This window comes from Micromonospora eburnea, from assembly GCF_900090225.1.
In the GTDB taxonomy this organism is placed as follows: Bacteria; Actinomycetota; Actinomycetes; order Mycobacteriales; family Micromonosporaceae; genus Micromonospora; species Micromonospora eburnea.
On record NZ_FMHY01000002.1, the window covers coordinates 2,054,033 to 2,068,116 of the forward strand.

General features: G+C 71.5%; 14 protein-coding genes. 13 read left to right on the forward strand and 1 reads right to left on the reverse strand.

Annotated elements, in window-relative coordinates; translation table 11 throughout:
- The first annotated feature begins 102 nt into the window (after positions 1–102).
- From aroC to nusB, 8 genes are all read left to right on the forward strand, one after another.
- Complete coding sequence (aroC, locus tag GA0070604_RS09695) at positions 103–1,281, forward strand: chorismate synthase (RefSeq protein ID WP_091117512.1); 1,179 nt, start codon at positions 103–105, stop codon at positions 1,279–1,281.
- A complete protein-coding gene (locus GA0070604_RS09700; RefSeq protein WP_091117514.1) occupies positions 1,278–1,787 on the forward strand; it encodes a shikimate kinase in 510 nt (169 codons plus the stop codon). The genes aroC and GA0070604_RS09700 overlap by 4 nt, the downstream gene beginning before the upstream one ends.
- An 80-nt stretch (positions 1,788–1,867) precedes the next feature.
- On the forward strand, positions 1,868–2,653 hold the full coding sequence (locus tag GA0070604_RS09705) for a helix-turn-helix domain-containing protein (protein WP_091117516.1): 786 nt from the start codon (positions 1,868–1,870) through the stop codon (positions 2,651–2,653).
- A complete protein-coding gene (locus GA0070604_RS09710) occupies positions 2,650–2,844 on the forward strand; it encodes a DUF397 domain-containing protein (protein ID WP_091117518.1) in 195 nt (64 codons plus the stop codon). The genes GA0070604_RS09705 and GA0070604_RS09710 overlap by 4 nt, the downstream gene beginning before the upstream one ends.
- A 334-nt stretch (positions 2,845–3,178) precedes the next feature.
- Positions 3,179–4,255: a 3-dehydroquinate synthase gene (gene aroB, locus GA0070604_RS09715; RefSeq protein ID WP_091117521.1), complete on the forward strand. Its 1,077-nt coding sequence runs from the start codon at positions 3,179–3,181 to the stop codon at positions 4,253–4,255.
- A complete protein-coding gene (aroQ, locus tag GA0070604_RS09720; protein WP_091117524.1) occupies positions 4,252–4,701 on the forward strand; it encodes a type II 3-dehydroquinate dehydratase in 450 nt (149 codons plus the stop codon). The genes aroB and aroQ overlap by 4 nt, the downstream gene beginning before the upstream one ends.
- Positions 4,702–4,828: 127 nt before the next feature.
- Positions 4,829–5,386: an elongation factor P gene (gene efp, locus GA0070604_RS09725; protein WP_091117526.1), complete on the forward strand. Its 558-nt coding sequence runs from the start codon at positions 4,829–4,831 to the stop codon at positions 5,384–5,386.
- A 23-nt stretch (positions 5,387–5,409) separates the two neighbouring features.
- Positions 5,410–5,820, forward strand: a complete 411-nt coding sequence (gene nusB / locus GA0070604_RS09730) for a transcription antitermination factor NusB (protein ID WP_208602248.1) — start codon at positions 5,410–5,412, stop codon at positions 5,818–5,820.
- A 78-nt stretch (positions 5,821–5,898) separates the two neighbouring features.
- Here the strand turns inward: nusB and bldD are convergent, their stop codons facing one another.
- A complete protein-coding gene (bldD, locus tag GA0070604_RS09735) occupies positions 5,899–6,387 on the reverse strand; it encodes a transcriptional regulator BldD (RefSeq protein ID WP_091117532.1) in 489 nt (162 codons plus the stop codon).
- A gap of 284 nt (positions 6,388–6,671) precedes the next feature.
- On the opposite strand from bldD, the gene pyrR reads away from it, so the two are divergent.
- From pyrR to carB, 5 genes are read left to right on the forward strand one after another with little or no spacing between them, the layout of a single operon-like run.
- Entirely contained in the window at positions 6,672–7,256 is a 585-nt protein-coding gene (gene pyrR, locus GA0070604_RS09740) for a bifunctional pyr operon transcriptional regulator/uracil phosphoribosyltransferase PyrR (protein ID WP_091117534.1), read from the forward strand.
- Positions 7,253–8,179, forward strand: coding sequence for an aspartate carbamoyltransferase catalytic subunit (locus GA0070604_RS09745; RefSeq protein WP_091117537.1), 927 nt, complete (start codon positions 7,253–7,255; stop codon positions 8,177–8,179). Before pyrR ends, GA0070604_RS09745 begins: the two co-directional genes overlap by 4 nt.
- Complete coding sequence (locus GA0070604_RS09750; RefSeq protein WP_091117540.1) at positions 8,176–9,453, forward strand: dihydroorotase; 1,278 nt, start codon at positions 8,176–8,178, stop codon at positions 9,451–9,453. The genes GA0070604_RS09745 and GA0070604_RS09750 overlap by 4 nt, the downstream gene beginning before the upstream one ends.
- 55 nt (positions 9,454–9,508) lie before the next feature.
- Entirely contained in the window at positions 9,509–10,690 is a 1,182-nt protein-coding gene (gene carA, locus GA0070604_RS09755; protein WP_091117543.1) for a glutamine-hydrolyzing carbamoyl-phosphate synthase small subunit, read from the forward strand.
- The gene (gene carB / locus GA0070604_RS09760) at positions 10,683–14,030 is read left to right on the forward strand and encodes a carbamoyl-phosphate synthase large subunit (RefSeq protein ID WP_091117546.1); all 3,348 of its coding nucleotides are present in this window, start codon (positions 10,683–10,685) and stop codon (positions 14,028–14,030) included. Before carA ends, carB begins: the two co-directional genes overlap by 8 nt.
- Positions 14,031–14,084 lie beyond the last annotated feature (54 nt).

Consider the following 14,084-nt stretch of genomic DNA (forward strand, 5'->3'; position numbering starts at 1 on the left):
CGCCACCACTGCCCGCTCCGTCCTGCGGACGTCCGTGTCCGCTGGGCGGGACGGGACGGGCGGCGCACCGGAGCGGCCACCGGGCGTGACAGACTGACCGTTGTGTTGCGCTGGTTGACCGCAGGTGAATCGCACGGACCCGCCCTCGTCGCGCTGCTGGAGGGGGTGCCCGCCGGCATCGAGCTGACCACCGGGGAGATCTCCGGTGAGCTGGCCCGCCGCCGGCTCGGCTATGGCCGGGGCGCCCGGATGTCGTTCGAGCAGGACGAGGTCGAGTTCATCGGTGGCCTGCGGCACGGCGTGACGATCGGCAGCCCGGTGGCGATCCGGGTCGGTAACTCCGAGTGGCCCAAGTGGCAGACCGTGATGGCCGCCGACCCGGTCGACCCGGAGGAACTGGCCGGGCAGGCCCGCAACGCCCCGCTCACCCGCCCCCGCCCCGGCCACGCCGACCTGGCCGGCATGCAGAAGTACGGCCACACCGACGCCCGCCCGATCCTGGAGCGGGCCAGTGCCCGGGAGACCGCCGCCCGGGTCGCCGTCGGCACGGTCGCCAAGGCCCTGGTGAGGCAGGCGCTCGGCGTCGAGATCGTCTCCCATGTGGTGGAGTTGGGCCCGGTAGCGGTCAAGCCCGGCCTGCGTCCGACCCCCGAGGACGCCGCCCGGATCGACGCCGACCCGCTGCGCTGCCTCGACCCGGAGGCCAGCGCCCGGATGGTGGCGGAGGTCGACGCCGCGAAGAAGGCGGCCGACACCCTCGGCGGCGTGGTCGAGGTGCTCGCGTACGGGGTGCCGCCGGGGCTGGGCAGCCACGTGCAGTGGGACCGCAAGCTCGACGCCCGGCTGGCCACCGCGCTGATGTCGATTCAGGCGATCAAGGGCGTGGAGATCGGCGACGGCTGGCAGCAGGCCCGCTCGCGGGGCTCCGAGGCGCACGACGAGATCATGCCCACCGCCACCGGCGTACGGCGGGTGACCGACCGGGCCGGGGGGCTGGAGGGCGGCATCACCACCGGCGAGCCGCTGCGGGTGAAGGCGGCGATGAAGCCGATCTCCTCGCTGAACCGGGCCCTGTCCACGGTCGACGTCACCACCGGCGAGCCGGCCACCGCGATCAACCAGCGTTCCGACGTCTGCGCCGTGCCGGCCGCGGCGGTGGTGGCCGAGGCGATGGTGGCCCTGGTGCTGGCCGAGGCGGCGGTGGAGAAGTTCGGCGGCGACTCGATCGCCGAGATGCGCCGGAACCTGACCGGCTACCTCGATGCGTTGGTGATCAAATGAGCACCCGGCCGGTCTGTGTGCTGGTCGGGGCGCCCGGCTCCGGCAAGACCACGGTGGGGGAGGCGCTCGCCGCGGCGCTCGGCGTCGCGTTCCGGGACACCGACACCGACATCGAGGAGATGGCCGGCAAGCCCATCCCGGAGATCTTCGTGGACGAGGGGGAGGAGCATTTCCGTACCCTCGAACGGGCGGCGGTGGCGGCGGCGCTGGCCTCGCATCCGGGCGTGCTCGCCCTCGGCGGCGGCGCGGTCCTCGCCGAGGAGACCCGCGCCGCGCTGGTCGGGCACACCGTCGTGCACCTGTCGGTGGAGTTGCCCGACGCGGTGAAGCGCATCGGCCTGGGCGCCGGCCGCCCGTTGCTGGCGCTCAACCCACGGGCCACCCTCAAATACCTGATGGAGCAACGCCGCCCGCTCTACGCGGAGGTGGCGACCGCGACGGTGGTCACCGACGGGCGCACCCCGGAGGAGATCGCCGCCGATATTCAGGCGGTCCTGAAACACTGAGCGTGTCCCCACAACCCACAGTGGAGTATGCCGGGGCATACTACTAAGCGCATTCCTGCGCTTACCGGTGAGGTGGGTGGATGGACTTCGACATGTGGATCCGGGCGCTGAAGGCCGCACGTGCGAGTGCGGACGTCTCGCAGGAGCAGCTGGCGAGCCTGGTCAAGTGGAGTCCGTCCACCGTCGCGGCGATCGAGACCGGCCGGCGGAGGCCGACCCGGGAATTCGCGATCGCGGCGGACGAGGTCCTGGGGACCGGCGGCCTGCTGGCCGAACTGCTGGAGGCGGCCGACCGGGAACGTTCGCCGAGCTGGTTCGCCACGTGGCGTTCCTACGAGTCGCAAGCCGCACGGCTGCGCGCCTTCGAGCCCTGTCTGATCCCGGGGCTGCTCCAGACCGAGGAGTACGCCCGCGCGATCATCTCGGCCGGCGGACTGAACTCGCCGGAAAAGGTCGACGAGTTGGTCAGCGTACGGATGGAGCGGCAGCAACTGCTGACCCGCGACGATCCGCCGGAACTCGTCGCCATCCTCGACGAGAGCGCGCTGCGTCGGCCGGTCGGCGGCCCTGCGGTGCTGGATTCGCAACTCGGGCACCTGCTGGAGCTTGCCCGGCTCCCGCACGTCCGGCTCCACGTCATTCCCAATGATGTCGGCGCGCATGTCGGGCTTGCGAGCGGGTTCATTCTGGCGGACCTGCCCGGTGACGAGCAGGTGCTGTATCTGGAGACCGCCGCCCGGGGGCAGGTCGTGGACGATCCGGACGCGTTGCGTCTGATTCGGCGTAAGTGGGATAGCCTGCTGGGTGAAGCTCTCTCCGAGCGGGCCTCGCTGGATCTGATCACGAAGCTGAAGGTGACCCCATGATCGTCATCGGTGGCCCTCGCTGGCGGACGTCGACCCGGTCCGCAGATGGCGGTGGCAACTGCGTCGAGGTCGCGGACAACCTGCCGGGTCGGGTGCTGGTCCGCGACAGCAAGGATCGGCAGGGGCCCGTGTTGGCCTTCGGTCCCGCGGCCTGGCGCGCATTCCTCGGGTACGCCAAAACCCGCTCGTAGCCCGGCCTCGGTGGGAATTTCACGGCATTGCGCCTGCCGCTGCCTGGAACACGTTGCTTGTCGCTCCCTGTGGACCTGATGACGCAAACGATTCAGGCGCGCTCGGCCGAGAGCGATTCGTTTACGACATCAGGTTCACAGGGAGCGGGAACCTGACTGTCCAGGGGGCTTGGCGACACTGTCCAGGGCGCTCGGCGACGTCAAAGCCCGTTCCCGGCTGGCCGATGATCAGCTCACGATCGGGCAGCAGCGACGGGGCCCGCGAGGCGTATCGATCCCGCCACGTTGTGGACACCCGCCACCCGTAACTGTCCGCTCGACTAGGCTGCCCGCGATGGACGAGGTGACCCGCATTCCGGTCGGCGGCGAACGGCCGTACGACGTGCTGGTGGGGCGTGACCTGCTCGACGCGCTGCCCCCGCTACTGCCCGACGCCTCCCGGGTGGCGGTGCTGCACGCGCCACCGCTGAAGGCGCTGGCCGATGCGCTCGGCGAGCGGCTGCGCGCGGCCGGGATGGCCCCGCTGCCGATCGAGGTGCCCGACGCCGAGGCCGGCAAGCACGTCGACGTGGCCGCCGCCTGCTGGGACCGGCTCGGCGAGGCCGGGTTCACCCGTACCGACGCGGTGGTCGGGGTGGGCGGCGGCGCGGTGACCGACCTGGCCGGCTTCGTGGCGGCCTGCTGGCTGCGCGGGGTGCGTTGGGTGCCGGTGGCGACCTCGCTGCTGGGCATGGTCGACGCCGCGGTCGGCGGCAAGACCGGGATCAACACGGCGGCCGGCAAGAACCTGGTCGGCGCCTTCCACCCGCCGGCCGGGGTGCTGTGCGACCTCGCCACCCTGGACAGCCTGCCCCCGGTCGACCTGGCCGCCGGTCTGGCCGAGGTGGTCAAGTGCGGGTTCATCGCCGATCCGGTGATCCTCGACCTGGTCGAGCGGGACCCGGCCGCCGCGCTGGACCCGACCGGTCCGGTCACGCGGGAGCTGATCGAGCGGGCCGTGCGGGTCAAGGCGGACGTGGTCTCCGGAGACCTCCGCGAGTCCGGGGTACGCGAGGTGCTCAACTACGGGCACACCCTGGCGCACGCGATCGAGAAGGTGGAGGGATACCGCTGGCGGCACGGTCACGCCGTCGCGGTGGGCCTGGTCTACGCGGCCGCCCTGGCCCGGCTCGCCGGTCGGCTGGACGACGCCACCGCCGAGCGGCACCGGGCCGTGCTGGGCCTGCTCGGCCTGCCCACCGGCTACCGGGCCGACGCCTGGCAGCGCCTGCTGGCCACCATGCGGGTGGACAAGAAGGCCCGGGGGAGCACGCTGCGCTTCGTGGTGCTGGACGGGCTGGCCCGCCCGGCGATCCTGGCGGGCCCGTCCGACGAGCTGCTGGCGTGCGCCTACCGGGAGGTGTCCGGGTGAGGGTCTACGTGCTCAACGGGCCGAACCTGGGGCGGCTCGGCACCCGCCAGGTCGACGTGTACGGGATGACCAGCTACGCCGACCTGGTGAGCATGTGTGTGGAGACCGGCCAGGAGTTGGGGCTGGACGTGGTGGTCCGGCAGACCGATGCCGAGCACGAGCTGCTTGGCTGGCTGCACGAGGCGGCGGACGAGGGGGCGGCGGTGGTGCTCAACCCGGCCGCCTGGTCGCACTACTCGATCGCGGTCCGGGACGCCTGCGCGATGCTCCGCGCCCCCCTGGTCGAGGTGCACATCTCCAACATCCACGCCCGGGAGGAGTTCCGGCACCACTCGGTGGTCTCCGCCGTGGCGACCGGGGTGATCTGCGGCCTCGGCGTGGACGGCTACCGGCTGGCCCTGCGCCACCTGGCGAGCCGGGCGGCCGTCGAGGGTCGCTCTGCGTGATGTTCGGCACGTTTTCGGCCCGTCGCGCCGGTCAGCGGATCAGCGGGGCGCGCAGCGCGGCGGATCGGGTCTGGCACTACTAGTAGAATTCCTAGGTCTGTCCGCCAATTGATGATCAAGGCAGGAAATGGCCACCACCAACGACCTCAAGAACGGCATGGTACTCAACCTCGACGGCGAGCTCTGGGCAGTCGTCGAGTTCCAGCACGTCAAGCCCGGTAAGGGCGGCGCGTTCGTGCGTACCACGCTGAAGAACGTGCTGTCCGGAAAGGTGGTCGACAAGACCTTCAACGCGGGCACCAAGGTCGAGACCGCGACCGTGGACAAGCGCACCATGCAATACCTGTACGCCGACGGCGAGGATTACGTCTTCATGGACCTGGAGACGTTCGACCAGATCACCGTGCCCGGCGGGACCGTCGGCGAGGCGGCCAACTACCTCCTCCCCGAGGCCGAGGCGACCGTCGCGACCCACGAGGGCGTGCCGCTCTACATCGAGCTGCCGACCTCCGTCGTGCTGGAGGTCACCTACACCGAACCGGGTCTGCAGGGCGACCGGTCGACCGGCGGCAACAAGCCGGCCACCGTCGAGACCGGCGCGACCGTCCAGGTGCCGCTCTTCATCACCACCGGCGAGAAGATCAAGGTCGACACCCGCGACGGCCGTTACCTCGGCCGCTCCTGATGGCTGAGGGTCCCAAGCAGCAGATGCCGGCGCGCCGCAAGGCGCGCAAACGGGCACTGGACGTGTTGTTCGAGGCCGACCTGCGGGACCGGCCGCCGGTCGAGGTGCTGGCCGGCTACCTCGAACGGATCGAGAAGCCCCGCCCGGAGCACCTGGGTTACGCGGTGAGCCTGGTCGAGGGCGTCGCTGCGCACCTCGACCGGATCGACGAGCTGATCGCCAGCTACGCCGAGGGTTGGACGCTGGACCGGATGCCGACGGTCGACCGCAACCTGGCCCGGATCGCCGTGTACGAACTGCTCTACATCGACGAGATCGACGACGCGGTGGCGATCAGTGAGGCCGTCGAGCTGGCCCGGCAGATGTCGACCGACGACTCGCCGCGCTTCCTCAACGGCATCCTCGGCCGGATCGCCGAGTACGCCACCCGCTGACCCGGCGTAAGTCGAGTCACACCGACCACGTAAAGGGCCCGTGCCGGACGGCACGGGCCCTTTACGTGGCGACAGCGGTCAGTTCGCGAAGAACGCCCGCGGGTCGGCGACCAGCACACCGTGCTCGGTCAGCCGCTCGATCAGGCCCGACGGCGAGGCGTCGTAGACGATCGCGAGGGCGCGCAGGTCGTCGGCGCGGATGGAGAGCACCCGGCCGTTGTAGTCGCCGCGCTGCTGCTGGATGGCGCGGGCGTACCGGGCGACGTAGGCCAGTTCCTCGGAGGCGTCGTCGTAGAGGCGCTCCAGGTCCAGCACGATCTTGCTGGTGGGCTCGTGTCGCACCCCGCTGCCGTCGGGCAGCAGCTCCGAGACGGGAACGCGGTAGAACTCGGCCAGTTCCGCCAGGCGGGACACGGTGACGGCGCGGTCGCCACGCTCGTACGAGCCGACCACCACGGCCTTCCACCGCCCGTTCGACTTCTCCTCCACACCCTGCAGGGACAGACCCTGCTGCTGGCGGATGGAGCGCAGGCGGGCGCCCAGCGACTTGGCGTATTCAGAGGGCATTCGGACACTCCCAGTGCTGCTCGGGGTTCACCCAGCTATCGCTACGGAGCGTGACGGTACGGGGATTGCGACACCTGGTCAAGTGCCGTGACCTTACCGTTGGGGAGCCTGGGGGAGGTTATCCGCATTTCTGCCATCCTGACCCCGGGGTCAGTGCCGGCGGAGGTCGGCCCGGTGACCGCTGGTAACGTGGCGTGAAGCCCCGGTACGGCCCCACGCGGCCACACCGGAAATCCAGACATCCTTTAACGACCCGTCCCGTGAGGCGGGGAAGGAGGTCCGCCGTGGCCTACCCACCGGCTGCCCAATCGTCGCCGCCGCGACAACCCTCGGTGAAGGTGATCCTCGCCGCAGCGGACGTGTCGCGGGTGGTCGACCGCATCGCCCACCAGATCCTGGAGAAGACCCAGGGTGCCGCCGACACCGTCCTGCTCGGCATACCCACCCGCGGCGTCCCGCTGGCGAGGCGCCTCGCCGCCCGGATCAGCACCTTCGAGGACGTGACCGTCCCGGTCGGCGTGCTCGACATCACCCTCTACCGCGACGACCTGCGCCGGCAGGCCACCCGCGCGGTCGGCCCCACCGAACTGCCCAGCGGCGGGATCGACGGCAGCCGGGTGATCCTGGTCGACGACGTGCTCTTCTCCGGTCGTACCGTGCGGGCCGCCCTCGACGCGCTCAGCGACGTCGGGCGGCCGGCCTCCGTGCAACTCGCCGTCCTGGTCGACCGCGGCCACCGCCAGTTGCCGATCCGCGCCGACTACGTCGGCAAGAACATCCCCACCGCGCTGGCCGAGAACGTCAAGGTCACCCTCGCCGAGACCGACGGCGTCGACGAGGTCCGGCTGTACCCAGGAGCCGCCGCATGATCAGGCACCTGCTCTCCGGGGCCGACCTGGACGCCGCCACCGCCACCCAGATCCTGGACACCGCGGCCGAGATGGCCACCGTCGCCGGCCGCGAGGTCAAGAAGCTGCCCGCGCTGCGTGGACGGACCGTGGTGAACCTCTTTTACGAGGACTCCACCCGGACCAGGATCTCGTTCGAGGCGGCCGCCAAGCGACTCAGCGCCGATGTGATCAACTTTTCCGCGAAGGGCTCCAGCGTCGCCAAGGGCGAGAGCCTGAAGGACACCGCGCTGACCCTCCAGGCGATGGGGGCCGACGCGGTGGTCGTCCGGCACCCCGCCTCCGGCGCCCCGCACCGGCTGGCCAACTGGGTGGACGGGTCCGTGGTCAACGCCGGCGACGGCACCCACGAGCACCCCACCCAGGCGCTGCTCGACGCGTACACGATGCGCTCCCGGCTGGGCCGCCTCGCCGGCCTGCACGTGGCGATCGTCGGCGACGTGCTGCACTCCCGGGTGGCCCGCTCCAACGTGCTGCTGCTGTCCACCCTCGGCGCCAAGGTCACCCTGGTCGGCCCGCCCACCCTCATCCCGGTCGACATTCCCCAGGCGCTCGCGCCGGGCACCGATGTCTCGTACGACCTCGACGCCGTTCTACCAGGTGTGGACGTGGTGATGATGCTGCGGGTGCAGCGGGAGCGGATGAACGACTCCTACTTCCCCTCGGCCCGCGAGTACGCCCGCCGTTTCGGGCTGGACGGGCCGCGCCTGCGCCGGCTGCCCGAGCACGCGATCGTCATGCACCCCGGCCCGATGAACCGGGGCATGGAGATCACGCCCGAGGTCGCCGACTCGCCCCGCTCCACCATCGTCGAACAGGTCGCCAACGGGGTCTCCGTGCGGATGGCCGTGCTCTACCTGCTGCTCGGAGGGAACAACCGGTGACCGCGTACCTGATCAAGAACGTCAGCGTGGTGGGTGGCGAGCCGACCGACCTGCTGATCCGCGACGGCGTCGTGGCCGAGACCGGTGCGGGGCTGACCGCGCCGGACGCCACGGTGCTCGACGCCACCGGCCTGGTCGCCCTGCCCGGCCTGGTCGACCTGCACACCCACCTGCGCGAACCCGGCCGGGAGGACGCCGAGACCGTCGAGTCCGGCTCCCGGGCGGCGGCGCTCGGCGGCTACACCGCGGTCTGTGCGATGGCCAACACCTCGCCGGTCGCCGACACCGCCGGGGTGGTCGAACAGGTGTGGCGGCTCGGCCGGGAGGCCGGGCTGGTCGACGTGCAGCCGATCGGCGCGGTCACCGTCGGCCTGGCCGGCGAGCGCCTCGCCGAGCTGGGCGCGATGGCCGACTCGGCGGCCCGGGTGCGGATCTTCTCCGACGACGGGCACTGCGTCGCCGACCCGATGCTGATGCGCCGGGCCCTGGAGTACGTGAAGGCGTTCGACGGGATCATCGCCCAGCACGCCGAGGAGCCCCGGCTCACCGAGGGCGCGCAGATGCACGAGGGCGAGGTCTCCACCCGGCTCGGCCTGACCGGCTGGCCGGCGGTCGCCGAGGAGGCGATCATCGCCCGGGACGTGCTGCTGGCCGAGCACGTCGGCAGCCGGCTGCACATCTGCCACGTCTCCACGGCCGGCAGCGTGGCGGTGCTGCGGCACGCCAAGGCGCGCGGGGTGCGGGTGACCGCCGAGGTGACCCCGCACCACCTGCTGCTCACCGACGAGAGGGCCACGACCTACGACCCGGTCTACAAGGTCAACCCCCCGCTGCGGACCGCGAGCGACGTGGCCGCGCTCCGGGCCGCCCTCGCGGAGGGCGTGATCGACATCGTCGCCACCGACCACGCCCCGCACGCCGTGGAGGACAAGGAGTGCGAGTGGGCGTACGCCCGGCCGGGCATGCTCGGCCTGGAGACGGCGCTCTCCATCGCGTTGGACGTGCTCGGCCCGCGGTGGGACCTGATCGCCGAGCGGATGTCGCGCACCCCGGCCCGGATCGCCGGGCTGGACGGGCACGGCGTCGACCCGGCCCCCGGCGTGCCGGCCAACCTGACCCTGGTCGACCCGGCCGCCCGCCGCGTCATCGAGCCGGCGGAACTGGCCAGTCGCAGTCGCAACACCCCGTACGCCCGCATGACGCTGCCGGGTCGCATCGTGGCGACCTTCCTGCGCGGCGAGCCGACGGTCCTGGACGGAAAGGCTGTTCGGTGAGCGCGAGGAGTGCAGCGGAGCGGAGCCCCGCAGTCGCGAACGAAAGGCAAACACAGTGACCGCGAAGCGCAGGCCCGCGATCCTCGTACTCGAGGACGGGCGCACGTTCCACGGCGAGGCGTACGGCAGCGTCGGGGAGACCTTCGGCGAGGCGGTCTTCAACACCGGCATGACCGGCTACCAGGAAACCCTGACCGACCCGTCGTACCACCGCCAGGTGGTGGTGCAGACCGCGCCGCACATCGGCAACACCGGCGTCAACGGTGAGGACGACGAGTCGTCCCGGATCTGGGTCGCCGGGTACGTGGTCCGCGACCCGGCCCGGATCAGCTCCAACTGGCGGGCCACCGGCAGCCTGGCGGACCGGCTCGCCGCCGAGGGCGTGGTCGGCATCAGCGGTGTGGACACCCGGGCGCTCACCCGCCACCTGCGGGACCGGGGCGCGATGCGGGTCGGCATCTCCAGCGTTGACGACGACCCGCGCGCCCTCCTGGAGCGGGTCCGCCGGTCGCCGCAGATGGTCGGCGCGGACCTCTCCGCCGAGGTGACCACCGCCGAGCCGTACGTGGTGCAGGCGCAGGGGGAGCACCGGTTCACGGTCGCCGCGCTGGACCTGGGCATCAAGCGCAACGTGCCGCGCCGACTGGCGGCGCGCGGGGTCACCACCCACGTGCTGCCGGCGACCGCCTCCATCGAGGATCTGCTGGCCACCGGCGCGGACGCGGTCTTCTTCTCGCCCGGACCGGGCGACCCGGCGACCGCCGACGGTCCGGTCGCGCTGGCCCGGGAGGTGCTGACCCGGCGGATCCCGCTCTTCGGCATCTGCTTCGGCAGCCAGATCCTCGGCCGGGCGCTCGGCTTCGGCACCTACAAGCTCGGCTACGGCCACCGCGGCATCAACCAGCCGGTGCTCGACCGGGTCACCGGCAAGGTCGAGGTGACCAGCCACAACCACGGCTTCGCCGTGCAGGTGCCGGGCGCGCAGGTCGGGGCCGTGGTCCCCGACCAGGTGATCGACACCGAGTTCGGCGGTGTCCAGGTGTCACACGTCTGCCTCAACGACAACGTGGTCGAGGGGCTGCGGGCCATGGACGTGCCCGCCTTCACCGTCCAGTACCACCCGGAGGCAGCGGCCGGCCCGCACGACGCGGACTACCTCTTCGACCGCTTCGCCGAGCTGATCGAGGGCGGTGTCGCCCGCGACCCGAATCACAGTGAAGGCGGAAAGAATGCCTAAGCGGACCGACCTCAAGCACGTCCTGGTGATCGGCTCGGGGCCGATCGTGATCGGTCAGGCGTGCGAGTTCGACTACTCCGGCACGCAGGCCTGCCGGGTGCTGCGCAGCGAGGGGATCCGGGTCAGCCTGGTCAACTCCAACCCGGCGACGATCATGACGGACCCGGAGTTCGCCGACGCCACGTACGTCGAGCCGATCACCCCGGAGTTCGTCGAGCTGGTCATCGCCAAGGAACGCCCCGACGCGCTGCTGCCCACCCTGGGCGGGCAGACCGCGCTGAACACCGCGGTCGCCCTGCACGAGGCCGGCGTGCTGGAGAAGTACGGCGTCGAGCTGATCGGCGCCAACATCGAGGCGATCAACCGGGGCGAGGACCGGCAGCTGTTCAAGGACATCGTGGCCAAGGCCGGCGTACGCCTCGGCCTGGCCGACCCCTCGTCGCTGGTGCCGCGCTCCCGGGTCTGCCACTCCATGGCCGAGGTCGAGGAGACCGTCGCCGAGCTGGGCCTGCCGGTGGTGATCCGGCCGTCGTTCACCATGGGTGGCCTCGGCTCCGGCATGGCGCACACCGACGAGGACCTGGCGCGGATCGCCGGCGCCGGCCTGGCCGCCAGCCCGGTGCACGAGGTGCTCATCGAGGAGAGCGTGCTCGGCTGGAAGGAGTACGAGCTCGAACTCATGCGCGACCGCCACGACAACGTGGTGGTGGTCTGCTCGATCGAGAACGTCGACCCGATGGGCGTGCACACCGGCGACAGCGTCACCGTCGCCCCGGCCATGACCCTGACCGACCGGGAGTACCAGCGGCTGCGCGATCTCGGCATCGCGGTGCTGCGCGAGGTCGGGGTGGACACCGGCGGCTGCAACATCCAGTTCGCGGTGAACCCGGCCGACGGCCGGATCGTCGTGATCGAGATGAACCCCCGGGTGTCCCGTTCCTCGGCGCTGGCCTCGAAGGCCACCGGCTTCCCGATCGCCAAGATCGCCGCGAAGCTGGCCATCGGTTACACCCTGGACGAGATCCCCAACGACATCACCCTGAAGACCCCGGCGGCGTTCGAACCGACCCTGGACTACGTGGTGGTGAAGATCCCCCGGTTCGCCTTCGAGAAGTTCCCCGGCGCCGACCCGGAGCTGACCACCACCATGAAGTCGGTCGGCGAGGCGATGAGCCTCGGCCGCAACTTCACCGAGGCGCTGAACAAGGCGATGCGCTCGCTGGAGACGAAGGCGGCCGGTTTCTGGACCCGGCCCGACCCGACCGACGCGACGAAGGAGAACACCCTCGCCGCGCTGCGGATGCCGCACGACGGCCGGCTCTACACGGTCGAGCGGGCGCTGCGGCTCGGCGCGACGATCGCCGAGGTCGCCGAGGCGTCGGGCGGGATGGACCCCTGGTTCCTGGACCAGATCGCCGCGCTGGTGGAGCTGCGCGCCGAGATCGTCGACGCCCCGGTGCTCGACGTGGACCTGCTGCGCCGGGCCAAGCGGGCCGGCCTGTCCGACCGCCAGCTCGCCGCGCTCCGTCCCGAGCTGGCCGCCGAGGACGGCGTCCGCACCCTGCGCCACCGGCTCGGCGTACGCCCGGTCTACAAGACCGTGGACACCTGCGCCGCCGAGTTCGAGGCGACCACCCCGTACCACTACTCCACGTACGACCAGGAGACCGAGGTGGCGCCCTCGGCGCGGCCGAAGGTGATCATCCTGGGCTCCGGGCCGAACCGGATCGGGCAGGGCATCGAGTTCGACTACTCGTGCGTGCACGCGGTCATGGCCCTGCGGGAGGTGGGCTACGAGACGGTCATGGTCAACTGCAACCCGGAGACCGTCTCCACGGACTACGACACCGCCGACCGGCTCTACTTCGAGCCGCTGACCTTCGAGGACGTACTGGAGGTCTGGCACGCCGAGGACTCCTCCGGCCGCTCGGTCGGCGGGCCGGGCGTGGTCGGGGTGGTCGTGCAGCTCGGCGGGCAGACCCCGCTCGGCCTGGCCCAGCGGCTCAAGGATGCCGGCCTGCCGGTGGTCGGCACCTCGCCGGAGTCGATCCACCTGGCCGAGGAGCGTGGCGCGTTCGGCGCGGTGCTGGCCCGGGCCGGGCTGCGCGCCCCGGCGCACGGCATGGCCACCTCCTTCGAGGAGGCAAAGTCGATCGCGGACGAGATCGGTTACCCGGTGCTGGTCCGCCCCTCGTACGTGCTCGGCGGGCGGGGCATGGAGATCGTCTACGACGACGCCACCCTGCGCGAGTACATCGGCCGGGCCACCGACATCTCGCCCGACCGTCCGGTGCTGGTGGACCACTTCCTCGACGACGCTATCGAGATCGACGTGGACGCGCTCTGCGACGCCGACGGGGAGGTCTACCTCGGCGGCGTGATGGAGCACATCGAGGAGGCCGGTATCCACTCCGGCGACTCGTCCTGCGCGCTGCCGCCGATCACCCTGGCCGGCTCCCACCTGGCACAGGTGCGCCGCTACACCGAGGCGATCGCCCGTGGGGTCGGCGTCCGCGGCCTGCTCAACGTCCAGTACGCGTTGAAGGACGACGTGCTGTACGTGCTGGAGGCGAACCCGCGGGCGTCCCGGACGGTCCCGTTCGTCTCCAAGGCCACCGCCGTGCCGCTGGCCAAGGCGGCGGCCCGGATCGCGCTCGGTGCCACCATCGCCGAGCTGCGCGCCGAGGGGATGCTGCCGCCCGCCGGGGACGGCGGCACCATGCCGGCCGACGCCCCGATCGCGGTCAAGGAGGCGGTGCTGCCGTTCAAGCGCTTCCGTACCCCGGCCGGCAAGGGCATCGACGTGCTGCTCGGCCCGGAGATGAAGTCCACCGGTGAGGTGATGGGCATCGACACCGGCTTCGGTCAGGCCTTCGCGAAGTCGCAGGCGGCGGCGTACGGGTCGCTGCCGACCGCCGGGAAGATCTTCGTCTCGGTGGCGAACCGGGACAAGCGCGGCATGATCTTCCCGATCAAGCGCCTGGCGGACCTCGGTTTCGAGATCGTCGCCACCGCCGGCACCGCTGAGGTGCTGCGCCGGCACGGCATCGCCTGTGAGCAGATCCGCAAGCACTACGAGTCGGGCGCGGGCGAGGACGCGGTGTCGCTGATCCTCGGCGGCGACGTGGCGCTGGTGGTGAACACCCCGCAGGGCTCCGGCGCGAGCGCCCGCTCCGACGGGTACGAGATCCGCAGCGCGGCGGTGACGGCGGACATCCCCTGCGTCACCACCGTCCCGGGCGCCGCCGCCGCGGTCATGGGCATCGAGGCGCGGATCCGCGGCGACATGCACGTCCGCCCCCTCCAGGACCTCCACGCCGCCCTGCGAGCCAACGAGTGACCCCCGGGCTCCCGTCGATCATGAAGTTGTTGCCGGCCGCTTCGGCGCGTCGTG

Bases quoted from the DNA above. Each gene is read 5' to 3' on its own strand.
- GA0070604_RS09700 (WP_091117514.1), top strand. From the start codon at position 1,278: ATGAGCACCCGGCCGGTCTGTGTGCTGGTCGGGGCGCCCGGCTCCGGC.
- GA0070604_RS09705 (WP_091117516.1), top strand. From the start codon at position 1,868: ATGGACTTCGACATGTGGATCCGGGCGCTGAAGGCCGCACGTGCGAGT.
- efp (WP_091117526.1), top strand. From the start codon at position 4,829: ATGGCCACCACCAACGACCTCAAGAACGGCATGGTACTCAACCTCGAC.
- GA0070604_RS09710 (WP_091117518.1), top strand. From the start codon at position 2,650: ATGATCGTCATCGGTGGCCCTCGCTGGCGGACGTCGACCCGGTCCGCA.
- nusB (WP_208602248.1), top strand. From the start codon at position 5,410: ATGCCGGCGCGCCGCAAGGCGCGCAAACGGGCACTGGACGTGTTGTTC.
- carB (WP_091117546.1), top strand. From the start codon at position 10,683: ATGCCTAAGCGGACCGACCTCAAGCACGTCCTGGTGATCGGCTCGGGG.
- bldD (WP_091117532.1), bottom strand. From the start codon at position 6,387: ATGCCCTCTGAATACGCCAAGTCGCTGGGCGCCCGCCTGCGCTCCATC.
- aroB (WP_091117521.1), top strand. From the start codon at position 3,179: ATGGACGAGGTGACCCGCATTCCGGTCGGCGGCGAACGGCCGTACGAC.
- GA0070604_RS09745 (WP_091117537.1), top strand. From the start codon at position 7,253: ATGATCAGGCACCTGCTCTCCGGGGCCGACCTGGACGCCGCCACCGCC.